Below are 24,392 nucleotides of genomic sequence, written 5' to 3' on the forward strand. Positions count from 1 at the left end.
CTATGTCGAAATTTTTTATCAACCGGCCGATCGTGGCGATTGTTATTTCGATCCTGATGGTTCTCGCGGGCGTTGTCTCGATGTTGAGTCTGCCTACCGCCCAGTTTCCAAACATTGCCGACCCGCAGATCCAGGTTATCGGCAACTACACGGGCGCGGATGCGCAGACTGTCGCACAATCTGTCGCGACGCCGATCGAACAGCAGATGTCGGGCGTCGACAACATGAACTACATGTATTCGCTGAACGCCAGCAACGGGCAGATGTCGTTGACGGTGGACTTTAACATCGACACCGTCGCAAGCACCGATCAGATTCTGACCCAGATGCGTGCCTCGCAGGCGAACTCGCAGTTGCCGAGCGCTGTGTTAAATCAAGGCATCACGGTTCAGAAGTCGACTGCGGCACCGTTGATGCTGATCGATCTCAGCTCCCCCAACAACAGTTACGACAATATCTTTCTCGCGAATTACGCGACGATCAATTTGAACGATGCACTGACGAGGGTGCCGGGCGTCGCTTCGGTATCAGTCTTTGGTGCTGGTCAGTACGCGATGAGGTGCTGGGTCGATCCGGACAAACTGGCGAGCCTGAAGATTACAGTTCCAGAGATTATCAACGCGATTCAAGCTCAGAATAACGTGAATCCCGCAGGCCAGATTGGCGGTAATCCTGCACCGGCGGGACAACAGTTCACCTACACGGTGCGGGCTCCCGGGCGTCTGCCTTCCGCGGAGGAGTTCGGTCAGATCATCGTGCGGGCGAGATCGGGCGAAGGCATACTGCGCTTGAAAGACGTAGCGCGAGTGGAGTTGGGAGCGCAGAACTACAACATGATTGGCCGCTTGAACGGCAAGCCCGCTGCGCTGATCGCGATCTACCAGGCTCCTGGGGCAAACGCGGTTGCGACTGCTGCCGGAGTTCGGGCGTTGATGTTGGAATCGAAGACGCGCTTTCCTCAGGATCTCGATTATGTGGTGGCACTCGACACGACTCTCTCAGTCACCGCCGGGATCAAGGAGATCGAACACACGCTCTTCGAAGCACTGGCACTAGTCATCATTGTCGTCTACATCTTCCTGCAGGGATGGAGAGCTACGCTCATCCCACTGCTTGCGGTTCCGGTATCGCTTATCGGAACGTTTATGATCTTCCCGCTGCTGGGTTTTTCTATCAACACGCTTTCACTGTTCGGACTTGTGCTGGCGATCGGGCTGGTGGTCGATGATGCGATTGTCGTTGTCGAAGCTGTCGAACATCACATCGAAGCCGGCATGACTCCGCATGACGCGACCATCAAGGCGATGGAAGAGGTAGGCGGCCCTGTAGTTGCAATTGCTTTGATATTGAGCGCCGTGTTTGTGCCGACTGCGTTCATTCCCGGAATCACCGGACGACTCTATCAACAGTTTGCCGTAACCATCGCAGTATCCGTTGCATTCTCGGCGTTTAATGCGTTGACACTGAGTCCTGCTCTTTCGGCCATGCTGCTGCGACCAAAGAAGGAATCTCGTGGTCCGCTGGGAGCTTTCTTTCGCGGCTTCAATCGCATCTTCGGCAGAGTGACGGATGGATACGTTGGCGCTTGCAGACACCTCATCCACAAAGCGGGGTTCGCTTTTCTGCTGTTGCTGGTGTTTGTAGTGGGCGCCGGGTATTTTGGAAACAAGACACCGGGGGGCTTTCTTCCTGATGAAGATCAGGGTTATATGTACGGCGGTTTGCAACTCCCGAACGCATCGTCACTCGAACGTACCTCAAACGCGTCAAAGGTAGTCGAAAAGATCATGATGGAGACGCCGGGCGTGAAGTATGTCAGCTCCGTAATTGGCTACAGCATGCTGAGCGGCGTGAATACTACGTACAGTTCATTCTTCTTTGTCTCTTTCAAGGATTGGGAGGAGCGCAAAACTCCAGAAGAGAGCTATGCCGGAATCAAGCGACACTTAATGGGTGCGCTTTCCAGGGTGACAGCCGGAATCGCTTTCGCTTTCCCGCCCCCGGCCATCCCGGGCGTGGGAACATCGGGTGGATTTACGTTTGTACTCGAAGATCGATCTGGCAGCCCAATTGAATTTCTCGAGAAAAACACACAAGTGTTCATGGCGGAGGCGCGCAAACGCCCGGAGCTAGCTGGAGTGATGACCACTGCGTTGTTCGGAGTGCCACAGGTGGGGGTCACCGTCGACCAGGAGAAGGTGCTGACTCAACAGGTGAGTCTGGCGAATGTTTACCAGACTCTACAGACGTTTATGGGCGGATCGCTGGTGAATTACTTCAATCGATTCGGCCGACAGTGGCAGGTCTACGTCCAGGCAGAGAGCAACTATCGAACTTCGGTGGACAATCTCGGAAAATTTTATGTGACTAACGCCACTGGGCAGATGGTGCCGTTGAGTACGCTTACGGGGAATGGCCCACGGAGCGGGCCAGAATTCGTTATGAAGTACAACCAGTTTCAGTGCGTTCAGATCAACGGGTCTGCTGCCCCCGGATATAGTTCGTCCGAAGCGATTGCGGCGCTACAGGATGTGTTCAAGAAGACGATGCCGAATCAGATGGGCTTCGACTATCTCGGCATGTCATATCAAGAGGTCAAGGCCGCACAGGGAGTCAAGCCGATTGTGGTCTTTGGGCTTTCCTTCTTTATTGTTTTTCTGATTATGGCTGCGCAGTATGAGAGCTGGACGCTCCCGCTGAGCGTTTTGCTGGGCGTTCCAATCGCGGTCTTTGGCGCTTTTGCCGCACTCTATCTGCGACGGCTCGACAATAACGTTTATGCGCAGATTGGCCTCGTGATGCTCATCGGGCTGTCTGCCAAGAACGCTATTCTCATCGTCGAGTTCGCCAAGGCGGAATATGAAGGTGGCAAATCGTTGATCGATGCTGCGCTCTCCGGCGCAAAGCTGAGGCTTCGACCGATTTTGATGACTGCGTTTGCCTTTATTCTTGGGTGCGTTCCTTTGTGGACGGCTACGGGCGCAGGCGCTATCTCGAGGCAGGTACTTGGTACGGTGGTCATTGGCGGCATGCTGGCAGCTTCATTGCTTGCGATTTTCTTTATCCCCGTTAGCTTCGATGTGGTTGAACGCTTCGGCAATCTCTTCGGCAAGAAGAAGGATCCGGAGATCAAGACAGAGTCTGCTTCTAAGGGGCCCATCACATGATCGGCACGAGAAAATTTGCGGCCGTCCTCGCGTCGGTACTTCTGTTGAATGGTTGCAAGGTAGGGCCAAACTACAAGCGCCCAGTAGTGGTGACGCCGGATCAATACCGAGGCGTGGCGCCCGACCTGACTGGCCAATCAACTGCGCAGCCATTTGCGGAGATGCAATGGGAGACGGTCTTCCAGGACGAGGCGCTGCGAGCACTCATCAAGGAAGCCCTAGCCAATAACTACGACATGCTGATTGCTGCCTCCCGCATTCTTCAGGCGCAGGCAGTGGTAGGAATAACGCGTGCCAACCAGTTGCCCAATGTCTCTGGGTCAGGAGGCGTGGATTATCAGCGCAACTCCTTCGCCCTCAATGGGCCAACTGTGGATTCGCTGGGCATCTCGCTCAATTACATCGTGGACTTCTGGGGCAAATATCGCCGTGCCACCGAAGCCGCTCGCGCACAGTTGCTCGCAACCACCTATGGACGCGATGTAGTCCAGACGACCTTGATTTCCAACATAGCAATCGCCTACTACGCGCTACGGCAATTTGACGATCAATTGGAGTTTTCGCAGAGAAACGTTGCTGCCGACACCGACATCGTACGGATTAATACTGTCAAATACACAGGTGGCGACAGCGCAATCACCGACGTATATCAGGCTGACCTGCTGTTGCAGCAGGCCCAGGCTCAGGTGATCAGTGCCCAACAATCGATCGCTCAAACTGAAAACCAGATCAGCATTCTTCTGGGACGCAACCCAGGACCGATCGCTCGCGGCATCGCTCTGGTCGATCAGCCGCATTTGGCCACTGTTCCGACCGGGCTTCCTTCAGCCCTGCTTGAACGTCGGCCCGATGTCCGGCAGAGTGAAGAACTACTGGTCGCCGCAAATGCAAACGTCGGAGTGGCCAAGGCGGCCTACTTCCCACAGATATCTTTGACGGGTCAGTTTGGAGCGGCAAGCACTGCGCTGACCAGCTTCCTCCAAGGGCCGGCGACGGTATGGTCGCTGGGTGGACAGGTACTGCAACCGTTGTATGCCGGTGGCGCGATTACTAGCGCTTACAAGCTCGCCTGGGCGCAGCGCAATGAGTCTGAGTTGACCTATAAACAGACGGCGCTCAACGCCTTTGGCGATGTAGCCAATAGTCTAGTTGGATATAATCAGGCGCGTCTTTTCCGGATGAAGATCGAAGAGCAGACGAACACCTACCAGGAGACTGCGCGTCTTGCGAACGTACGGTTTTCAGGCGGAGTAACAAGCTTCCTTGAAGTGCTTGTTACGCAACAGCAGTTTTTCACTTCGGAGTTGGCGCTGGCAGCTGCCTGGAATACTGAGATGCAGAACTACGTTCAGCTGTATCAGGCACTGGGCGGAGGCTGGCAGCCGTAGTTCCTATTGCGCGTTGTTACGCATCTCGCGAGATGTGTAGAGCGCTTGGATCAGCGTTGCAGCCAGCGCGGTCCAGCCCGTCTGGTGCGAGGCACCGAGACCGCGCCCCGTATCGCCATCAAAGTACTCACTAAATATAACCAGGTCTTTCCAATACGGATCGGTAGCGTAACGTTCCTCCCGGCCATGGCTGGGGCGGTGTCCATCCTCTCCGGGGAGGAAGAGATTCACCAGACGCCGTGCAATGTCCTCGGCAATCTCGATCAGCGTCCGCTGCTGCCCGCTGCCGGTGGGGTATTCGAGCTTGAAATCATCACCATAGACCAGCGAATAACGCTGCAACGCATTAATCAGCAGCATGTTCATAGGGAACCATACGGGGCCGCGCCAGTTACTGTTGCCGCCGAACATACCGCTGTCTCCCTCCGCAGGCGTGTAACGAACTTTGAGGCGTTGTCCCGCAAACTCTACTTCGAACGGATTGTCATGATGATGTCGTGACAGTGCGCGTATCCCATGCGGGGAAAGAAACTCTGACTCATCGAGAACACGCTGCAAAACACGTTGAAATCGGTCGCGAGGTGCGATGGCAATCCACTCCGAACCATTGACTTTTTCGTTGCCACACTTAGCGGTACTGACGTACTCCGAGAGTTCTTCCTTATTGGTCAAAAACCACTTCTTGCGTTTCTCGAAATCCTTTAACCCCGCTATCGTGTCGCGCTTCATAATGCAAACGGCGAAGAGTGGGGCGATGCCAACCATGGAACGCACTTTCAGCGATATACTGCGCCCATCGTCGTGATCTAACTTATCGAAATAGAATCCCTCTTCTTCGTCCCACAGACCGGAGCCACCAACGGAATTGATGGCGTCAATGACAGCGATATAATGCTCGAAGAATTTGCTGGCAATGTCTTCGTAGGCCTTTGAGCGGTGATGGGCAAGCTCGAGTGCGATCTGCAGCATGACCGCGCAGTACAGGCCCATCCACGCGGTGCCGTCAGCCTGATGCAGGTTTACACCGTCCGGCAGAGTGACGGAACGATCGAAAACACCGATATTGTCGAGCCCTAAGAAACCACCACCGAAGAGGTTCCGTCCCTTTTCATCGTTGCGGTTGACCCACCACGTGAAGTTCAGCATGAGCTTCTGGAAGGCGCGCTCCAGGAAGTCGAGATCGCCGACGCCGTTCTCACCTACGCCTAAACGATAAACATGCAACACAGCCCATCCGTGAACTGGCGGATTGACGTCGCCAAAGGCGAATTCATACGCGGGCATCTGCCCATTCGGGTGCATGTACCACTCGCGCAACAGCAGGAGAAGCTGATTCTTGGCAAACTCAGGATCAATCCTCGCCATGGGAATCATGTGGAATGCCGTGTCCCACGCAGCGAACCACGGATATTCCCACTTATCGGGCATCGAAAGAATGTCTCGGCAGAAGAGATGACGCCAGGCTTCCGACTTCTTCATCCGCTCCGGCGGCGGTGCAATCTGTGTGGGGTCGCCGCTCATCCATCGCTCAGCGATGAAGTAATAAAACTGCTTGCACCAAAGCAGGCCGGCAAACGCCTGTCGTGAGACGTTTCGCTCCTCTGCAGTAACTTCCTGTGGGATCCGTTGCGCGTAGAAGAAGTCCGCCTCAGACTTGCGTGTTGCGAACAGGCTTTCCGCCTGCGCGATGTCGATCCCCGCTGGTTCAATGTAAGCGAAGGTCTCAGTTTTTTTGTTAGTCGGCCCGTCGCTATCGAGGCGTACGAGACGGAGGTAAAGCGTTTGGCTGGCGCTAGGCTGCAGATCAAATCGGTATAGCAGAGCGCACTTTGTGCCACTGCCCTCCTTCACCGCGTTCTGGTCAGCGTGAACAACGTATCGATCGAAGGCGTCTTTGCTGAAATGGTCGGGGCCTCTGTAGTTTGGGTCCAGACGATGCATATTGCTATCGTTTTCGGTGAAGAGAATGCGCTCTGGCAATATTCCATTTCCATCTAAAGGTTCGAGTCGATACGCCCCCAAAATTTTGTGTTCCGCCCGTACTTGGAAGGAGCCGGTCTGCGAGATGACGGGCTTTGTCTTTCCTGTTGCCTCCAGGTTCTTCCACGACCAATTGTTGCGAAGCGTAAGCTGCGGCATGATTGTGAGTGGCGCCGCCTCCGGTCCGCGATTGTGCGCCGTGATCCGTATCAACGTATCTTCGGCGTCGGATTTGGCGTACTCAATGAAGATGTCGAAGTAGCGGTTGTCGTCGAAGATGCCTGTATCGAGCAGTTCATACTCGGGCATGTCATAGCCGCGGCGCTTGTTTTCTTCCCGTAGCTGATCGTAAGGAAAAGCAGTCTGCGGATACTTGTAGAGCGCCTTGCAGTAGCTATGCGTCGGAACCGCATCCAGATAATAAAACTGTTCTTTAACATCTTCGCCGTGATTGCCTTCGTTGTTGCCGAGGCCGAAGAGCCGCTCCTTCAGAGTTCGGTCCTGGCCATTCCAGAGCACCGTGCTGAAGCATAGACGGCACTGCCGATCCGTCCATCCCAGCAGGCCATCCTCACCCCAGCGGAAGGCCCTGAACTGCGCCATCTCGTACGGGAACGAATTCCACACGTCTCCGTTAAAGGAGTAATCCTCCCGGACAGTGCCCCACTGACGCTCCGGCAGATAGGTACCCCATCGCTGCCAATTTTTCGTGCGATCTTTGTTTTCAGCTAGACGTTGGTCTTCTGCGGTTTTCGGGGCTGTGTCGGGCATGATCCATTCTCACTCAACCATAGGCTAACAATAGACTGAACAGCGCACTATCAGCTATACGCTGTTGATGGGATAGCGCCAGCTTGCGGCAGCGTCCGGAGCGCTGCCGCAAGGTGATCAGAGCGCGGATTCATCCTGGTGGATGAATTCTTGATAAGAAAGTGGTCCGTGATTTGACGCGGCTTCAGCGGCATTCCTATACTTCTCCACGCTCCATAGCCGGTCCAAGGAGGAATTCTATGTCAAAGCGCTCGCTGCCGCTCATTCTCTTGATTGCCGCTGCCGTTCCTGGCGGGTACGCACAAGATGCATGGAAAGGTCATCAACCCACCCTCACTCCACAACATAGTGGCACGACGCAGCTGCTGATCGCCGTCAGTCCGGTGAACTCCCGAGTCGTTTGGGCAGCCGGAACCGGCGGTACTTACGTGGTTACGACCAATGGCGGTGCGACCTGGAGATCTGGTGTCGTGCCAGGCGCCGAAAGTCTGCAATTCCGCGATGTGCAGGGTGTAAGCGATCGAGTTGCCTATCTCATGTCCATCGGGGACAACACCGGGGATTTTCGCATCTACAAGACGGAAGACGCGGGCGCACACTGGACTATCCAGTTTACGAATAAGACGACGAACGCCTTCTATGACTGCTTCGCGTTCTGGTCGCCAGATCGTGGCATCGCGCACAGCGATTCGGTCAACGGAGTATTTCCGGACATTCGCACCGACAATGGCACGACCTGGCACTCGATCGCCCCCAGGATGCCACCTGCCTTGTCAGGCGAAGCTTCGTTCTCATCCAGCGGAACCTGCATCACGACACAAGGATTGCAAAACGCCTGGATTGCTACCGGGGGCTCAAGCATCGCACGGATCCTGGCGACTCGAGATGGCGGCTACACCTGGAATGCCTATGACACGCCGCTGGTGAGCAACCCCAATGCGGGCGGCCTCTCGGTGGCGTTCCGCGATCCCTGGCATGGCATTGTGGGTGGCGGCGACTTGACCAACGACAATGCTACCCAGGCCGCAACTTCGAATGATGGCGGCCAAAGATGGACGCTAACCACCAAGCCCCCCATTCCAGGAGCGATCTTCTGTCTCGCCTATGTGCGCGGTGTCGAGCGCTTCGATGATTGGTGGCATCGGGACGACTTCGGTCGTCAACACGATCGGAGCGTGGTGATCACGACAGAGACTCAGCCGGACTTCAGCTCCGGTGCAGCTGCCTGGTCTCCCGATGAAGGCCAAACCTGGTACAAGCTTCCAAACGTGAGCGGTTACTGGGGTGTCGCTTTTGCGAGCCCGGAAGCTGGATGGTTTGTCGGTAATAACGGCCAGATCCTAAAGATTAGCTTCTAAACAAGGATTTGGTTAGCGTACGAGCTGAAAAGAAGCAATGAGATCGCGCGGGCTACCCGGATAGACAGCGAAGCGTCCGCTGGCACCGGAGAAGTAGCGGCGGTCGAGGAGGTTATTTGCGTTGAAGGCGAAGCGATACTTCCAGTGTTCGTCCTTAGCTCGCTCATACGAGACTCCCGCATCCACGCGCGCATAGCCGGGCACCAGGTACGAGGTCGTCGGCGCAGCCTGCGTAATGAGCTGGCCTTGCATCCTGCTGACTCCCGAGACGCCTGCGCCGATGGAAGCACCCGTCAACAGTCCATGTGTCTGGTTGTAGCGTATCCACAGGTTTCCAGTGTGGCGCGGAACCGATTGAAGAAAGCTATCGACCAGATAGGTGTTGTCTTTCGCAATGGTCGCGTTGGTGAGCGCATATCCGGTAATCAGATCCAACTGGCGGGTCACGTGAGTCGTCGCATTGAACTCGACGCCTCGACTGCGCTGCTCGCCGAGTTGGATCGAGAAACCGGGATTGTTGGGATCGGCCGTAATAACGTTGGTCTGATTGATCTGATAGGTGGAGGCTGTCCCCTGAATCCGATGATGTGCGGTATCGAACTTGAATCCAGTCTCCAGAAGGCGCGCTAGCTCAGGCTTGAAAGCTACTCCGTTTACATCCGTTCCGGTCTGCGGCTGAAACGAGCGATTGTAGGTCGCATAAAAGGAGATTGCCTGGATCGGCTGATACGTGAGGCCGACCCGCGGAGACCAGGCGGTCGCACGGCTCGATGAACTCACCGTCACGAAGTAGCCGACGTCCTTGAGCTTCGCAATGTCGTAACGAATACCGCCGGTGACCTTCAGTTTAGAGGTAAGCGCGACCTGGTCCTGAAGATAAAGTCCACCATAACCGTCACGTGTCTGATCAATGCGCGAAGTCTTTAGGGAGCGTGGCGGCAAAGCAGCATAGTTCGGATGGTAGATGTTCAGCATCTCCGCAGGAGCTCCAGCCGGTGGCCGGGCTGTATTGGTGTCGTAGATCTCGTAGTTCAATTCGACGCCGCCGAGAAACGTATGCTGAATCCTGCCAGTGTTCATTGTTCCTGTGAGCTCATTGACCCAGTAGTGAGCCTGGAAATACTGGTTGGTCTCAAGGTCGTTGAGGGTCACAGTTTGCTGGTCTTTGGATAGTGCATTCACGACGCGCGCGTTGTAGTTTGCCCACCCAGTTGAAGAACGCTCATAACTCCGAAACGTCCAGCGTTGCCCGATCGCCTGATCGTAGCTAAGGCCCGCTTTTCCTTGCCGATAGGGATAGACGAGCGAGGGATCGGCTAAATAGCGGCTTACTGGAAGATTGGCTGGCCTTGTGCCGATTGCGATTAACCCACGATCGTTCAGATTACTTCCACCGAGGAACTCCGTGTAAAGACGGAAGCTGGTGCTTGGAGATGGTGTCCAGGTCAGAGTAGGCGACACGAACAAACGCCTTGTGAAGTTGAAGTCACGAAAGCTCTGGCTGTCCTGTCCGGACGCGATGAAACGATAGAGCAACGTTCTGTTGGCGGTAAGCGGTCCCGAGGCGTCGATGGTCGGACGCAGCAGTTCGTAGGAACCACCCTGCATCGTCACGCTGTAGTAGTGTTCCGATAACGGTTGTTTGGTCACCAGATTGACGACACCACCCGGGTCCAGTCGACCAAAGACTGTAGACGATGGTCCCTTCAGAATGTCGACGCGCTCTACATTGGAGAAGTCCGGAAACGTTGCGTTGTTCGTTGGACCATTGCGAAACCCGTCCTGAAACGTTGTATCGGTCACGAAACCACGCATGGTCACACGCTCCTGACGCCCTCCTGCATCTTCCGCGATGGTAACGCCACTCACGTTTCGCACAGCGTCCGCGAGCCGAACAACCTGCTGGTCACGTAACAGCTGCTGCGGAATCACATAGACTGCTTGTGGGATCTCTCGGATAGGAGTGTCCGTGCGTGTCGCCTCGTTGCTTTCGTTGACCTCATATCCGTTCGCACCAGCCCGAACCTCGATAGTGCTATTTTCCTGTGCAACGTTCAGCATCAGGTCCTGTGAGTTATTCCCGGTGCCCGATACTTTGAGGTACTGTTCCTTCGTCGTGAAACCCTTGGCCGCGACTGTCAGATTGTAGTTACCGGGGACGAGTTGAAAGGAGTATCGCCCCGTCGCATCGGTTGTCGCCTGAAGCTTGACTGCCCCGCAGGACAATGTCACGAAAGCATCATGCAGCATCGCACCTGATGGGTCGGAGACGAATCCTGAAAGCGGTACCTGCGACGCACTGGTTGCAACCGCACATTGGCTTGAGACATCCGGAGCTTGCGCATAGACGAAGTGAACTGAAATTGCTGCGGAGGCACCGACAAAGAGCGAGACTGCAAAGTGCTTCAATGATGACAACAGGCGGAGCATGGTTTTACCTTTCGTGCATGCGGCCGGCGGCACTGTCTGGAAGCAGTCACCAGCCACGGTTGAACCGTCTCGAGGTCATTGCGGCGCTTCGCCAAAAGACTCCGCAATGGCCCGTCCACATCTACGATTTGATTTGTTGAACTGTCAGACCCGCGCAGCCTCCTGCACCGGGGACTTCGGCTTGCTCTGACCAGCGACATTCCCATGCGAAGCTTTGCGTCTTCTCCAGGAAGCGAGTCGACGCAACGAGAGAGAAAAGCCTGTCCACACCAGCATGAATGCGCTTATGCACGCCAGCAGTGCGACGATCCTGCCCGCTGTACCGAACATCTCCCCGGTATGAACAAATCGTGCATAAAGTCTCCACCGTCGTCCCGGTGAGTTGTTAGAGAAGGACTCCACCCGAACCACATGGCCGTCTGTCCGAGCGAGAACGACTTGCATACGCTGACGTGGATCGCTGCCATCTCCTTCGTCGAGCCTGAAGGCTACATTCGGGTCCTTGTCGGAGGGAAGCCGCATCTCCAAGCTCTGCCACTTCGCATCCTGCGTCATTGCGTCTCGGATCGCCAGATCGAGCGACGCAAACTTGTCAGCAGGTAACGGCTTCGCTCTCCTCTGTTCTGTTTCAGCCCTCTCCGTGGGACGATCGCCCGCGGCTCTATAGAGGAGAGCGTTTGCCCACGGATAGGCCATGATGGTGCCTGATAGAGCGATCACCGCGAGCGGAGTGGCCATCCAGAAGCCAAACACGTTATGCCAGTTCCACTCCCTCGCTCGGCCACGAAGATCTCGTCGGAAAAATACGGCGGGTCGAAGGTGCTGCCAGGCCAGCTTTCTTGGGAACCAAATCACGAGGCCGCTAAGAATCATGAACACAAACGCAAAAACGCAAAAATCCTTGATGCTTCGCAACCGTTCATGCCTTACACCATTGAGCGCGACCCAACGATGCAAATCTCTTACGCTCGAAAAAAAACCGCGCAGTTTTCCCGCTCCGTTGCCAATCACTTGTCCATCACAGCTATTTACCAGGACGACTGAATCCGCCCCAAACGATACTTCGCCGGGGCGGTGCGGATCGGAGAAGAGGACAAGAGAAGTTGCTGAACCAGGTCGATAATTCGAAGCGTTCTTCAATAGATCGGAAGGAGCTACGCACGGACCTTGAGTGGGCGACGCGACCTGAGCGCTCTTTTCCGCGAAGGCAACAATCTGCGGTTGGAAAGTGAGAATCGATCCGGTAACGGCAAGAAAGCCGATGACTAAACCGATGATGACCCCGACACTGAGGTGAACCCAGAACAGCAATCGACGGAGGGTCATCGCGCGACCGCCGATATTAGCCGGCCGGAATGCCCGACATACTTCATCTGTCGTAGAAGCTTCCTGCACACTATCGTCGCCAAGCCAAAGCCTCCCTCGATACCCAGGTGACGGCTCGCTCGGCTATACTGCAAGCAATCGCCAGCCTTCGGGTTGTCGGTCTCGAACCTCCCTTGGTGCTTCGCCAAAAAGACAGCCGGGGGAGGTTTTCCGGTTCATTTCCAATCTACGACAGCTTTAGTCCGATTTCAAGTTTGTGTCAGCCCCGGCAGCTTCTGCACCGACTCATTCGAAAGTTAAAGTTTCGAAAGACTTAGCCTCAAATCCGACAAATGGTTTTTTCGGACAGGTATAGTTGCGCAGCCACCTGACTCGATCTACGCAACAACTTGCCAGGAGTCTTTGCGGGATGGAGATGTCGTTATGGTTTGGTCAAGCGTGCGCGCTAATGACTTGTCGATGAGTGCAAAAGGAGATGCTTGCATGCATGTACTGGGGACTAGGAGCCGGGAGATCGGTGCGCTGCATTGGTCTGTTGCGATGTTGGTCTGGATTTGCTTTGGTGGAATTGCCGTTGGACAGCAGATCGTCGCGAGTCGGGGCGACGCTACGGTGTTGATTGAGCCCTATGCGGCGAATGTGGTGCGGGTAAGTTTGAGTTTGCGACGGAACGATGCGTTGGCTGGGCCCGGGTATGGGATCTCTGCGAAGGCGGCGGGAGCGGGGTGGGTCACGGAGTCGACCGAGGGGGGCGATGCGCTCCGGTCTTCGCGCATGGTGGTGACGGTCGCGCCGGCGGGTAGGCGTGGGCCTGAGTCAGTGGCGGGGGTGAAGGGAACGCAGGCAGATATTGCCAAGTTTTTTAATGGGTCTACGCCGGGAGTGAGGATTTCGATTAGGACGCCGGAGGGGGCGTCATTGCTGGAGATGCAGGGATGGCAGATGTCGGTGCCGAACCATAAGGACGGAAACGCGGATATTTTGTATGACCGTCGGCCTAAGGATGCGCCCTTCTTTCAGGTAGGGGCCACGTTCGCTTCGCCGAAGGACGAGCACTACTACGGTCTGGGACAGAATCAGGAAGGGTATCTCGATCGGCGGGGGCATGTGGTTCGCTGTGCGCATGACTACAACGCTCCGGCGGGGCAGAGCGTATGTGTTCCTTTTTTAGTTACAAATAAAGGATATGGAATCGTCTGGGACAATCCTTCGGCCACGACGGTATCGTTTGGGTTTAATGATGTGACGCGGTGGACTTCGGATGTGGGTCAGAGGGTTTCGTTCTTCGTGATTGCAGGCAAGACGTATGACGAGATCTATGCAGGGTATCGGCTGCTGACGGGAGATGTTCCAATGCTGCCGAAATCGGCGTATGGGTATATCCAGTGCAAGCAGAGGTACACGAGTCAGGAGGAGGTGATGGCTGTGGCGCGAGGGTATCGCGCGCGGCATCTGCCGATCGATGACCTGGTGATCGACTGGTTTCACTACACAAAGATGGGTGAGATGGATATGGATCCGGCGCGTTGGCCTGATCCCATCGCGATGAACGAGCAACTGCATGCGATGAACTTTCATACGATGATTAGCGTGTGGCCGCGGTTCGTGCCCGAGAGCCGTTACTACGAGACGGTGTTGAAGAATGGGTGGTTCGAGGCGTTGGCAGATGGGACGCCGACAAATGGGCTGCCGTACGATCGCGCTGGGTCGGATATTGATTCGACGAATCCCGCGGCGGCGAAGTGGTTCTGGGGATTGTGAAAGAGAACTATGTTGCGAAGGGGTTCGATTCGTTTTGGGCGGATGAGACGGAGCCAGACCTGCCGCCGAATGGGAGCTATTGGAATATCGGACCGGGGACGCAGTACTTCAATGTGTTTCCGCTGTTTCATACGGCGGCGTTTTATGACGGGTTCAGAAGGGATTTAAAGACGCGGGCTTTGATTCTGGCTCGTGATTCTTATCTCGGGGCGCAGCACAATGGGGCGATCTTCTGGTCTTCGGATATCAATGCGAACTGGGATACGTTGAAGCGGCAGGTCCCGACGGGGATTAATTTTGTCGCGTCGGGGATGCCTTACTGGAGCACGGATATTGGCGGCTGGCAGTATCTGCCGGCGGTGCACAAGCCAGAGCGGACGCCATTGATCGCTCCTTCGGATGCGCGTGCAAATGTGGGCGGGTATGACGACTATCCGGAGTTGTATGTGCGGTGGTTTGAGTATGGAGCGTTTCAGCCGAACTTTCGGAGCCACGGAAGCCGGCCGCAGAATGAGGTGTGGTCGTATGGGAAACAGGCTGAGCCTATTCTCGAGAAATATCTCAAGTTGAGATATGAGCTGATGCCGTATATCTACTCGCTCGCGCATGGAACGCACGAGAATGGCGCGCCGTTTATGCGTGGATTGTTTATGGACTTTGGCGGTGATCCGAAGGTGGTCGATGTTGGCGATGAATATATGTTTGGGCCGTCGCTATTGGTCGCTCCGGTAGTGGAGCAGGGCGTCACTTCACGCGAAGTGTATCTGCCGGCTGGGACGGATTGGTATAACTTCTGGACGAATGTGCGGATGCACGGCGGGCAGACGGTGACGGTGGCCGCGCCGATTGATGTGATTCCGCTGTTTGTGAAGGCAGGGTCGATTCTTCCGCTAGGCGAAGCGGTGGAGAGTACGAATGAGCGGCAGAGGGTCGCGAAGGTGAAGGTTTATCCAGGTACGGACGGGGACTTCGAGCTGTATCGCGACGATGGGACAACGTATGAGTACGAGAAGGGGAAGTCGGAGCTGACGCAGTTTCATTGGTCGGATGGGGCAAAGAAGCTGACGCGATCGGGGGCGAAGGCAGAAGTGGTATCGGAGGACGGATTGGTGGAGGTTGTCGGCGTGGGGCATTAGCTTTGGTTTTGTTGGGAGTCCTGCCGGACGGGCCCACTGTGCGTGGCGCGGCCACTTCGTGGCGGGTATTACCTTGTTCCGGGGGCTTCCATTGGCCCTCCGTTGGTCGGGTTCAGGATGGTGCGGCTTCGGCCGTACCACTCTGTTCTTGTGCTAGTCGGCGCTCATCGGACGTAAGATGATTGGACGCTGGGCTAAGGGTTTTCGTTAAAGGGGGATCGTGTTATGGGGCAAGTTGAGATTTCACCGAGATTGGGGCTGAGTCAGTTGGCGCCGCGGCTGGTGCAGTCGGAGATCCGCGCGATGAGCGTGGCGTGCGATGCGATGGGTGGAGTAAATCTGGCACAAGGAGTGTGCGATACCGAGGTGCCGGAGGTTGTGTCCGAAGGAGCGATTCGCGCGATTCGGGATGGGTTCAATATCTATACGCGCCTGGACGGGATTGTGCGTCTGAGAAAGGCGATTGCGGGGAAGGTGGAGCGAACGCTGGGGATCGTAGTCGATCCGGAACGCGAGGTGCTGGTGACCAGTGGGGTGACGGGCGCGTTTCAGGCCGCTGCGATGGCGCTACTGAATCCGGGCGATGAGGTGCTCGTGTTCGAGCCGTTCTACGGGTATCACGTGAATACGCTGAGCTCGCTGCGTGTGGCGGCGGTGGCGGTGCCGTTGGCCGCGCCGGACTGGGGGCTCGATCTGAAGGCGGTGCGGGCGGCGATTACACCCAAAACGCGGGGGATGGTGATCAATACACCTTCAAATCCTTCGGGCAAGGTGTTCACACGGGTGGAACTGGAGGGATTGGCGAAGATAGCGGAGGAGTTCGATCTGTTCTTGTTTACGGACGAGATCTATGAGCACTTCGTTTATGGAGGAGCAACACATCTGAGCCCGGCGTCGATTCCAGGGATGCGAGAGCGGACGATTTTGATGTCGGGTTTTTCGAAGACGTTTTCGGTGACGGGATGGAGAGTGGGATACCTGATTGCGGACGCGCGATGGCTGGGGTCGATTGGGTACTTTCATGATCTGACGTATGTGTGTGCGCCTGCGCCCATGCAGCAGGGCGTGGCAGATGGGGTGGAGCAACTTGGCGACGATTTTTATAGCGGGCTGGCGCTCGAGCACGAGGTGAAGCGCACGATGATCGTGGACGCGCTGCGGGAAGCGGGAATGAGGCCGCATGTTCCAGATGGCGCTTACTACGTGCTGGCTTCTGCGGCGGCCCTGCCGGGCGCGACAGCGGCTGAAAAAGCGAGAGCTCTGCTGGCGAAGACGGGAGTGGCTGCAGTGGCGGGGTCGGCTTTTTTCAGGCCGGGCAGGGGAGAGGATCTGTTACGGTTTTGTTTCGCGAAGAAAGATAAGGATCTGGCAGAGGCTTGCCGGAGGCTGCGGACCATGGGGTCGCCTGCAGGTCTATAAGATGAAGAGGTATGCCGTCTTTCTCCGAAGTGACGCGGATTGAAGCCGCGATCAAGAATAAGAACTCGAAGGAGCTGGAGTGGTCGCTCTGGTACTGCCGGATGCGGCAATCAGTGCCCAGTGCGTTGCCCGGGGATGTGAAGTACTGGCGGGGGATCGAGGTACTGGTGAAGGACGCGCTGGCGCCTCCCGTAGCCGCGAAGATTTATCCGGCGAAGAAGAAGAAACCCAATCGCGGGCTAGGGCTAGGGCCTGTCGAGACTGATGAGAAAGGGAGTTAGACATCAACGCTTGTGACATCGGAACTGCCAATTTGGGGAACCACGGATATGGAGCGGCGCAGCGGTTTTTGTCGGCCTGCCTCGCACGGTTGGTTACGTCTCTGTAAAATATCGAGTGCAGTAGAGGAGAACGTATGGCATCAGCAATGGCAGGGATTGAGGCGTTGAAGGGGACACATCAGCAGCTGAAGGCGAAGATGGAGAGCACGGTGGAGGACTTTCGCGGGCATCTTCTCTCGGCGCGGACCGGGCGGGCGAACGTGCATATGCTCGACCAGATCAAAGTGGACTACTACGGCACGGACACGCCTGTGGCCCAGATGGGCCAGGTGTCAACGCCGGAGCCTACGCTGATCCTGGTGCAGCCTTACGACGTAGGAATGGTTTCGGCGATTGAGAAGGCGATTCGTACGTCGGGGACGGGACTGAATCCGATGACCGATGGAAAGGTGATTCGCGTGCCTGTGCCGCCGATGACCGAAGAGCGGCGCAAGGATGTGGTGAAGCAGCTGAATAAGACGCTCGAGGATCACAAGACGGCGATCCGCAATATCCGCCGCGACGGGAACGATCAGATCAAGAAGGCGGCGAAGGACAAGCTGATCTCGGCTGATGATGAGAAGCGAGCGAACGAAGAGGTTCAGCAGTTGACCGACGTGGAGATCAAGAGGATTGAGGACCTTTTCAAGGCGAAGGAAAAAGAGATCATGACGGTCTGAAGTTTTCAGATGGTGAAAGATCTGGTAATCGAGTGGAAATGGACGGCCTTCACTGCACCTGGTGGAGGCTGTCTTTTTGTGAGGATGGGTTCGCATCGAGTTGTTCGTTGCGAGAGATGCGAACTCGCTGGCCTCGTGCCCTCATGAATATGCGGCTTTTGCAGTCAGAGCAGATCCAGGGGAAGTAGCCGAAGAAGGGGAAAAGGCTCTCTTCGAGGAGGCCGACGCGCTTTGTCCTTGAGAGTTTGCCATGGTGGCATTTTGTGCATTGCATCGGTGTCTCCGCTCGGCCTCGCGTGCACAGCCACAAGCTGGTTAGAAGTACGGTGGAGAACGCGGGGTTGGATTGGTGGATTGAGATTTTTGTAAAAAGAAATTGGGCGTGGAGGCTGGCGGGGGTCTGAAAGCTGTGATGCTTTCAATGTTTGTGCCGATGATTGGATCAGCCGTCCTCACCGTGCGGGATGTGCGAGATATTGGAGGCGGGCGTGGACGAATTCGAGGGCCGGGAGTTGGAAGGACAGGAAGAGCGGCGAGGAGTGGCGGCCGAGGGGATCGTCGACAGGCGGGAGCATACGCGCTATGCCGTGGATGCCTGGGCCGAGGTGATGGTGAAGGATGGAACCATGCTGTTTCGCGGGCGGGTGCTGGATGTGAGCGCGGGCGGGTGCTACATCGAGACCGAAGCTCGACTGCGGCTGGCCCCGGGAACGCCAGTGGAGATCGTGTTTCGGGCGCATGACCGGGTGTTGAAGTGTGATGCGACCAGCAGGATGGTGAGGACTAGGGGAGCTGGATTTTTGTTTGAGGCCATGACGCCTAAGGTGCGGGCGGGGCTTGAGGGACTGATTGCAGAGCTGAGCCGGGAGGCTTAGCTGGTGGTGTGATCGACGATGATCCTCCAGCCGTCGGTGGTCTTTTCTAGAACCAGGGAGAAGATACCTCCAGCGTTCCCACCATCTTTTTTGGCTCGGTCGAGATGGTATTTGCCGATGCAGACGGCAAAGTTTTCATCGAGAGGGTGGACTTCGAGGTCGGTGAAGGAGAGGGTTCCCATGGCGGCCCGGGTCGGGTAGTCGCGCTTGTACTGGTCAACCATACCGGCGTAGCCGCGGGAGAGCTGGTGGCCAATGAAGAGAGTGTCGGGGGAGTCTTTGTAGCCGCTGGCGAAGGCGGTGAGGTCGCCTTTGTTCCAGGCAGCCTCTTGGGCGAGGAGGACCTTGATGACATCGAGTTCTTGGCGGGACGCGGTGTGGAGAGGGTCTGCGGCGGTCTGCGCGGGAAGGGTAACCGGCACGAGAAGGACAAGAAAGACGGCAGCAAGGCGAATAGAAGATTGCAGTGTCATGAGAACCTCGATGGGGAAGCTGTCTGATCTGGCGCTGCTTCGTGCCGTTGCTTCACAGGACGCTTGTCAGGTTGGATTGATAGTAGACCATGTCAGTAAAAGATTTGGCTTCGTAATCTCTTCTACAGTAACTTTTCGAGCACTCTTCGAGGGAGTCTTCGATCTCTATCGGGACGGAGTGAGGATTGCCGGTTATTGTTTTGACAAAGGTATTGATGAAACGAGCGAACTCAGCGCGATTGCCTGGTCTGGACACGTTGCGAGCCGTCGCAATTGTGGCTGTAATGCTGTATCACCTGGAGTCGTTTCTCCCTGAGAGGATGACGGCTGTCGCGCAGTTTGGATGGATGGGTGTCGATCTGTTCTTTGTGTTGAGCGGATATCTGATCGGGACGCAGTTGTTGAGGCCATACTCTACTGGCGAGAAACCTTCCATCTGGGAGTTTTATCGGCGGAGAGCGTATCGGATTCTTCCCGCCTATCTTGTTGTTTTGTGGCTCTATTTTGCGTTTCCCGCGTGGCGAGAGTCTCCGGCCCTGCCGCCGCTGTGGCAGTTCTTGACGTTTACGGTCAATCTGCTCTTCGTCGACTTTAGCCATCATGCTTTTTCGCATGTCTGGTCGTTGTGCGTGGAAGAGCACTTTTATTTAGTGCTTCCGCTGTTGGTAATCTGGCTGATGCGGAGACCATCGTTGCGGAAGACGGTGCTTGTGATCGGAGCTGTTGTTCTGTTCGGGATCTGCTATCGCGGCTACGAATTGTTACCGTTGATTGCGCCATCAGGATGGAGCGGTCGCGGAGTTTCCGACGACTTCGGAACGTTCTATTACAGATACCTTTACTATCCGACTTATTCACGACTTGACGGCCTGGTTGTGGGCGTGACGCTGGCATTGGTGCGGCTGTTCAGACCAGGATGGTGGGAATGGATGACCAGCAGAGGACATGAGGCGCTAGTGTTGGGATTGGCGCTGACCGGGTCTGTCTGTTGGATGTTTCGCAATGATGGAATGGCAGACGCAACTAAGATTGCGGCCTGGGGTACGCTGGTTGGCTATCCGCTGCTGGCGGCTGGGTTGGGATTGCTTGTGGTTTCAAGCGTGAGCAGCAATGGGTGGCTGAGCAGGTTTCATGTACCCGGAGCGAAGTTGCTGGCGACTCTTGCCTTCAGTCTTTATTTGACGCATAAAGAAGTTGCGCATCTGGACCGGACGTACCTGCCGTCGCTTACCGAGGCCCGCGATGCGAAGACTGTCGTGATTTATGCGATGACGTGTTTGCTGGTGGCTGCTTTGTTGTATGGGTTCGTGGAGCGTCCATTCCTGATACTGCGGGATCGCTTCGAGCGGAAGAAGACCCAGAGCGTCGATGTGGAGATGCTTCGCGAGCCGGCGCTTTAGCGCAGGTTAGACGTTGGAGAGGATGCGTCTTCCCGAGGCTTAACTCCCGCGGTCGGCGTGACCCAGATGACAGTGACGAAGGCGCAAAGGCCGAGAGCTATGTGCGGGTGGTAGAACGCCGACGGAATCGCGACAAGGTAGGTGAAGAGTGAGTACAGATGCTTGTGCTGGACTGAGGTGTCCTGAGTTTCCAGCTTGCCCGCAAGACGAAGGCGCCGCGCGATTGACAGCCGGAGAAGAAGAAAGCTGAAGCCGGTGACGACCATCGAAGACGCGTAGAGGGCGACGGAAAAGGAGTCCAACTTCTTTTCGAGGACGTAGGACGTGAAGAAGGGCAGGAGCGAGAGGCAGAAGAGGAAGAACAGGTTGGCGTAGAGAACCAGTTCATCAGCCTCGTCTGTGCGGTGGCAGAGATGATGATGATTTATCCAGTAAATGCCGGTGAACGCGAAGGAGATACCGTAGACGGCGAGGGTGGGGAGCACGGCGTAAAGTCCAGCGATGCCGTCCTGATGAGGGACTTTGAGCTCGAGCACCATGATGGTGATGATGACGGCGATGACTCCGTCGGAGAAGGCTTCGAGGCGGGCTGGAGTGGCGAGATGATGTTTCATCGTTTGCCTGAGGCTGATTTTTGGCGTTGGGAGCAGCATACATCGGCGATTGGCGCGGATGTGAGGGGTGGAAGAGACTAAGATACAGAGATGGCTGAAAACCCTACTGGTACAGGTGCGCATTCGCGTGCGATGAAGGTGGTGCATGCGGTCTGTTCGCATGACTGCCCGGATTCGTGCGGCGTGCTGGTAACGGTGGATGAGCTGACCGGGCGCGCAGTAAAGGTTCAGGGCGATCCATCGCACCCGGTGACCCGGGGATTTTTGTGCGGCAAAGTAGCAAAGTACCTGGACCGCGTCTATTCAACGGATCGGCTGCTGTATCCGATGCGTCGCAAGAAGGATGTGGCCAAAGGACCTCTGCCGCAGGGGCGCGAGGCGGAGGCGTTTGAGCGGATCTCGTGGGATGAGGCGCTCGATGAAGTTGCGGAGCGGCTGAAGAAGATCGCGGCGGAGTTTGGGCCGGAGAGCGTGCTTCCTTACAGTTACGCTGGGACGATTGGACAGCTGGGATATGGGTCGATGGATAGGAGGTTCTTTCATCGGCTCGGGGCCTCTCAGCTGGCACGGACGATCTGCGCCGAGGCTGGCGGCACTGCACTCAAGAGTGTGTACGGAGTGAAGCTGGGGACAGTGCCGCAGGACTTTGCGCATGCAGGGTTGGTGATCGCGTGGGGTGCGAATATTCACGGAAATAACGTGCACCTTTGGCCGTTTATTGAAGAGGCGAGAAGGAAGGGTGCGCGGCTGGTAGTGATCGATCCATATAGAACACGGACAGCGGCGCTGGCAGATGAGCATTTGGCCATCAATCCGGGGACCGATGCGGCGCTGGCGCTGGGGCTGATGCATGTGATCCTGAGCATGGGGCTTGAGGATCGCGAGTATGTGGATGCATGCACAACTGGATTTGCGGAGCTAAGGACGCATGCGCTTCGGCCCGAATATTCGCCGGAGAATGTGGCGAGGGCGACGGGGATCGATGCAGGGACAATTGTGCGGTTGGCCAGGGCATACTCTGCGGCGGGGCGCAGCGCGGCGCGGAACACTGACGACGGCTCAAACGTTGGCGGTCCAGCGGCGATCCGGTTGAACTATGGAATCCAGAGAAGTGAGAACGGAGGCACGGCGGCCCGAGCGGTATGCATGTTGCCGCTTCTGACCGGGGCGTGGAAGTACAAGGGCGGAGGGTTGCTGCTCTCTACCTCAGGTTCATTTCCGTTCAACGAGAAAGCGCTTCAGATGCCGGAGCTGATGATGGCCAGTGCTTTGGGCAGAGCGGCGCGCGTTGTGAATATGAGTCAGCTCGGCCAGGCGCTGACGACGCTCGGAAACGATGAGAGCGATGGGCCGCGTGTGAAGGCGCTGTTCGTCTACAACTCGAATCCCGGGGCGGTGGCTCCTAATCAGAATGCTGTGTTGAGCGGGTTGCGGCGGCCGGATCTGTTCGTTGTGGTGCATGAGCAGTTCTTTACCGACACGAGCGACTATGCCGATGTGCTGCTTCCGGCACCGACGTTTCTTGAGGTAAAGGATGTGCAGGGAGCCTACGGTCATCTGTTCGCACAGGTGAACAACCGGGCGATTGTGCCGCTGGGCGAGGCACGCAGTAACGTTGCCATGTTCGGCGAGCTGGGGCGACGGATGGGATTTGAAGAGGCCTGCTTTGACGATCGTGAGGACGAGATGATCGATCAGGCGCTTGACACCGAGCATCCATGGTTTGCGGGGATCACGCGGGATCGGCTGGAACGCGAGGGGCATCTTCCGCTGCAGATGCCGCTGGATGCGAAGGGCGAGGTGTTGCCTTTCAGTACGGCGGAGTGGTTTCGCACGCCGGACGGGCGCGGACAACTGGTGCCAGTACCGGTGTTTGCTGCACCGACCGAATCTCGTGCGCACGCGTCGAAAGGGGCTTATCCGCTGGAGTTTCTGCCGAGGAAGGCGGACAACTACATGAACTCGACCTTTGCAAACATCCCTTTGCATCAGCGCATGGAGGCGCGAACCGCTGGTGTCTTGGAGATGCATGCGACCGACGCGGCGGCAAGGAAGATTGTTACGGGCGACGAGGTGGAGGTATTCAACGGGCGCGGAAGCATTACGCTGCGGGCTCTGGTGAACGCACAGGTATCTGCAGGTGTGGTGGCGGCGCGGCTGGATTGGAATAAGCTGGGTTCGGACCTCTCGGGGAACGGCGCCAATGTGAATGCGCTGACATCGGAGACGCTGACCGATATTGGCGGTGGGGCTACGTTTTATTCGACGCTGGTCGAGGTCCGAAAGGGGCACGATGGTATCCGATGAGGCGGTGTTGCCCGGGCTCGAAGAGATCGAGTCGGCGGCGGAGTTGATCTACCAGTCGATGCCGGCTACGCCGCAGTACAGTTGGCCGCTGTTGAATGAGCGGGCTTCGAAGATCGCAGGCGCAGTTGAGGTTTGGGTGAAGCACGAAAACCATACGCCAGTGGCGGCGTTTAAGGTTCGCGGTGGGCTGGTGTATATGGATTGGCTCCGGCGCGAGCGGCCCGAGGTGAAGACCGTGGTATCGGCAACGCGAGGGAATCATGGTCAGTCGATGGCGTTCGCTGGCAAGCAGCTCGGATTTCGCGTGGTGATCGTGGTGCCGTTTGGAAATAGTCCAGAGAAGAATCGGGCGATGCGGTGCCTGGGTGCGGAACTGGTGGAGTGCGGCGAGGATTTTCAGGAGGCGAGCGAGCACGCGGCTTCTCTGGCAGAGAAATTTGGATGGCATCGCGTGCCGAGCTTCGATCTGTTGTTGGTGAAGGGTGTGTCGACCTACGCGTGGGAGATGTTTACGGCTTGTCCAGACCTGGATACGTTTTACGTACCCATTGGGATGGGATCTGGTTCGTGTGGCGCGATTGCAGCGCGAAATGCGTTGGGGCTGAAGACGAAAGTCGTCGGGGTGGTGTCGAGCCATGCGCCCGCTTATGCGCTGTCGCTCGCCGACGGACATGTGATTGAGAAGGAGTCGGCAACAAAAATTGCCGACGGTGTGGCTTGCCGGAAGCCTGACGCGACGGCGTTGGAGATATTGAAGTCTGGGCTGGATCGCGTTGTGATGGTGGACGACGAGGCCGTGAAGGACGCGATGCGGGCCTATTTCGTCGACACCCACAATGTGGCTGAGGGTGCGGGCGCAATTGGGTTGGCCGCTCTGTTACAGGATCGGTCCAACGGCGGAGCACGAGTGGGGACTGTGCTGTGCGGTGGGAATGTAGACAGCGATGTGTTTGCCCGCGTGTTGGCTGATGGCGGAGCAGTCTAAGA

General features: G+C 56.6%; 17 protein-coding genes. 12 read left to right on the forward strand and 5 right to left on the reverse strand.

Annotated elements, in window-relative coordinates:
* Positions 1-2: 2 nt before the first annotated feature.
* Positions 3-3,167: an efflux RND transporter permease subunit gene (locus HDF14_RS05360; protein WP_183974273.1), complete on the forward strand. Its 3,165-nt coding sequence runs from the start codon at positions 3-5 to the stop codon at positions 3,165-3,167.
* Positions 3,164-4,555, forward strand: a complete 1,392-nt coding sequence (locus HDF14_RS05365) for an efflux transporter outer membrane subunit (RefSeq protein WP_183974275.1) — start codon at positions 3,164-3,166, stop codon at positions 4,553-4,555. The genes HDF14_RS05360 and HDF14_RS05365 overlap by 4 nt, the downstream gene beginning before the upstream one ends.
* Before the next feature lie 3 nt (positions 4,556-4,558).
* Here the strand turns inward: HDF14_RS05365 and HDF14_RS05370 are convergent, their stop codons facing one another.
* Positions 4,559-7,306 (reverse strand): MGH1-like glycoside hydrolase domain-containing protein, encoded by a 2,748-nt coding sequence (locus HDF14_RS05370; protein ID WP_183974277.1) that lies wholly within the window; start codon positions 7,304-7,306, stop codon positions 4,559-4,561.
* A gap of 239 nt (positions 7,307-7,545) precedes the next feature.
* Here HDF14_RS05370 and HDF14_RS05375 point away from each other — a divergent pair, with 239 nt between their 5' ends.
* A complete protein-coding gene (locus HDF14_RS05375) occupies positions 7,546-8,664 on the forward strand; it encodes an oxidoreductase (RefSeq protein ID WP_183974279.1) in 1,119 nt (372 codons plus the stop codon).
* Positions 8,665-8,676: 12 nt separating this feature from the next.
* On the opposite strand, the gene HDF14_RS05380 is transcribed toward HDF14_RS05375, so the two are convergent.
* Entirely contained in the window at positions 8,677-11,094 is a 2,418-nt protein-coding gene (locus HDF14_RS05380) for a TonB-dependent receptor (protein ID WP_183974281.1), read from the reverse strand.
* Positions 11,095-11,238: 144 nt separating this feature from the next.
* Positions 11,239-12,420, reverse strand: coding sequence for a PepSY-associated TM helix domain-containing protein (locus tag HDF14_RS05385; RefSeq protein WP_183974283.1), 1,182 nt, complete (start codon positions 12,418-12,420; stop codon positions 11,239-11,241).
* A 483-nt stretch (positions 12,421-12,903) separates the two neighbouring features.
* Here HDF14_RS05385 and HDF14_RS26385 point away from each other — a divergent pair, with 483 nt between their 5' ends.
* The 6 genes from HDF14_RS26385 to HDF14_RS05410 all read left to right on the forward strand — a co-directional run bounded on the left by HDF14_RS26385 (position 12,904) and on the right by HDF14_RS05410 (position 18,611).
* Positions 12,904-14,181, forward strand: a complete 1,278-nt coding sequence (locus HDF14_RS26385; protein WP_260698037.1) for a TIM-barrel domain-containing protein — start codon at positions 12,904-12,906, stop codon at positions 14,179-14,181.
* Positions 14,178-15,317 carry a TIM-barrel domain-containing protein gene (locus tag HDF14_RS26390; RefSeq protein ID WP_313899492.1) on the forward strand — a complete coding sequence of 380 codons (1,140 nt, stop codon included), beginning with the start codon at positions 14,178-14,180 and terminating at the stop codon, positions 15,315-15,317. Before HDF14_RS26385 ends, HDF14_RS26390 begins: the two co-directional genes overlap by 4 nt.
* Positions 15,318-15,542: 225 nt before the next feature.
* A complete protein-coding gene (locus HDF14_RS05395; protein ID WP_183974285.1) occupies positions 15,543-16,736 on the forward strand; it encodes a pyridoxal phosphate-dependent aminotransferase in 1,194 nt (397 codons plus the stop codon).
* Positions 16,737-16,747: 11 nt separating this feature from the next.
* On the forward strand, positions 16,748-17,017 hold the full coding sequence (locus HDF14_RS05400; RefSeq protein ID WP_183974287.1) for a hypothetical protein: 270 nt from the start codon (positions 16,748-16,750) through the stop codon (positions 17,015-17,017).
* A 134-nt stretch (positions 17,018-17,151) separates the two neighbouring features.
* On the forward strand, positions 17,152-17,736 hold the full coding sequence (frr, locus tag HDF14_RS05405) for a ribosome recycling factor (protein WP_183974289.1): 585 nt from the start codon (positions 17,152-17,154) through the stop codon (positions 17,734-17,736).
* 488 nt (positions 17,737-18,224) lie between these two features.
* Positions 18,225-18,611, forward strand: a complete 387-nt coding sequence (locus tag HDF14_RS05410; protein ID WP_183974291.1) for a PilZ domain-containing protein — start codon at positions 18,225-18,227, stop codon at positions 18,609-18,611.
* Here HDF14_RS05410 and HDF14_RS05415 read toward each other — a convergent pair.
* The gene (locus HDF14_RS05415; RefSeq protein ID WP_183974293.1) at positions 18,608-19,084 is read right to left on the reverse strand and encodes a YybH family protein; all 477 of its coding nucleotides are present in this window, start codon (positions 19,082-19,084) and stop codon (positions 18,608-18,610) included. The genes HDF14_RS05410 and HDF14_RS05415 overlap by 4 nt on opposite strands.
* A 215-nt stretch (positions 19,085-19,299) precedes the next feature.
* Between HDF14_RS05415 and HDF14_RS05420 the strand changes: the two genes are divergently transcribed.
* Positions 19,300-20,484, forward strand: coding sequence for an acyltransferase family protein (locus HDF14_RS05420; RefSeq protein ID WP_183974295.1), 1,185 nt, complete (start codon positions 19,300-19,302; stop codon positions 20,482-20,484).
* Here the strand turns inward: HDF14_RS05420 and HDF14_RS05425 are convergent.
* On the reverse strand, positions 20,481-21,098 hold the full coding sequence (locus tag HDF14_RS05425) for a TMEM175 family protein (RefSeq protein WP_183974297.1): 618 nt from the start codon (positions 21,096-21,098) through the stop codon (positions 20,481-20,483). The two genes, HDF14_RS05420 and HDF14_RS05425, sit on opposite strands and share 4 nt — an antisense overlap.
* A gap of 90 nt (positions 21,099-21,188) precedes the next feature.
* Here HDF14_RS05425 and HDF14_RS05430 point away from each other — a divergent pair, with 90 nt between their 5' ends.
* Both HDF14_RS05430 and HDF14_RS05435 read left to right on the forward strand, forming a co-directional pair.
* Positions 21,189-23,405, forward strand: a complete 2,217-nt coding sequence (locus HDF14_RS05430) for a molybdopterin-containing oxidoreductase family protein (RefSeq protein WP_183974299.1) — start codon at positions 21,189-21,191, stop codon at positions 23,403-23,405.
* Positions 23,392-24,390, forward strand: a complete 999-nt coding sequence (locus HDF14_RS05435) for a threonine dehydratase (protein ID WP_183974301.1) — start codon at positions 23,392-23,394, stop codon at positions 24,388-24,390. The genes HDF14_RS05430 and HDF14_RS05435 overlap by 14 nt, the downstream gene beginning before the upstream one ends.
* The last annotated feature ends 2 nt before the right edge of the window (positions 24,391-24,392 follow it).

The organism is Tunturiibacter gelidiferens (assembly GCF_014201335.1).
GTDB lineage: Bacteria > Acidobacteriota > Terriglobia > Terriglobales > Acidobacteriaceae > Edaphobacter > Edaphobacter lichenicola_E.

Excerpts from the sequence above, each read along its gene's own strand:
- HDF14_RS05360 (WP_183974273.1), top strand. The coding sequence starts at position 3 with ATGTCGAAATTTTTTATCAACCGGCCGATCGTGGCGATTGTTATTTCG.
- HDF14_RS05365 (WP_183974275.1), top strand. The coding sequence starts at position 3,164 with ATGATCGGCACGAGAAAATTTGCGGCCGTCCTCGCGTCGGTACTTCTG.
- HDF14_RS05370 (WP_183974277.1), bottom strand. The coding sequence starts at position 7,306 with ATGCCCGACACAGCCCCGAAAACCGCAGAAGACCAACGTCTAGCTGAA.
- HDF14_RS05375 (WP_183974279.1), top strand. The coding sequence starts at position 7,546 with ATGTCAAAGCGCTCGCTGCCGCTCATTCTCTTGATTGCCGCTGCCGTT.
- HDF14_RS05380 (WP_183974281.1), bottom strand. The coding sequence starts at position 11,094 with ATGCTCCGCCTGTTGTCATCATTGAAGCACTTTGCAGTCTCGCTCTTT.
- HDF14_RS05385 (WP_183974283.1), bottom strand. The coding sequence starts at position 12,420 with ATGACCCTCCGTCGATTGCTGTTCTGGGTTCACCTCAGTGTCGGGGTC.
- HDF14_RS26385 (WP_260698037.1), top strand. The coding sequence starts at position 12,904 with ATGCATGTACTGGGGACTAGGAGCCGGGAGATCGGTGCGCTGCATTGG.
- HDF14_RS05395 (WP_183974285.1), top strand. The coding sequence starts at position 15,543 with ATGGGGCAAGTTGAGATTTCACCGAGATTGGGGCTGAGTCAGTTGGCG.
- HDF14_RS05400 (WP_183974287.1), top strand. The coding sequence starts at position 16,748 with ATGCCGTCTTTCTCCGAAGTGACGCGGATTGAAGCCGCGATCAAGAAT.
- frr (WP_183974289.1), top strand. The coding sequence starts at position 17,152 with ATGGCATCAGCAATGGCAGGGATTGAGGCGTTGAAGGGGACACATCAG.
- HDF14_RS05415 (WP_183974293.1), bottom strand. The coding sequence starts at position 19,084 with ATGACACTGCAATCTTCTATTCGCCTTGCTGCCGTCTTTCTTGTCCTT.
- HDF14_RS05420 (WP_183974295.1), top strand. The coding sequence starts at position 19,300 with ATGAAACGAGCGAACTCAGCGCGATTGCCTGGTCTGGACACGTTGCGA.
- HDF14_RS05425 (WP_183974297.1), bottom strand. The coding sequence starts at position 21,098 with ATGAAACATCATCTCGCCACTCCAGCCCGCCTCGAAGCCTTCTCCGAC.
- HDF14_RS05430 (WP_183974299.1), top strand. The coding sequence starts at position 21,189 with ATGGCTGAAAACCCTACTGGTACAGGTGCGCATTCGCGTGCGATGAAG.
- HDF14_RS05435 (WP_183974301.1), top strand. The coding sequence starts at position 23,392 with ATGGTATCCGATGAGGCGGTGTTGCCCGGGCTCGAAGAGATCGAGTCG.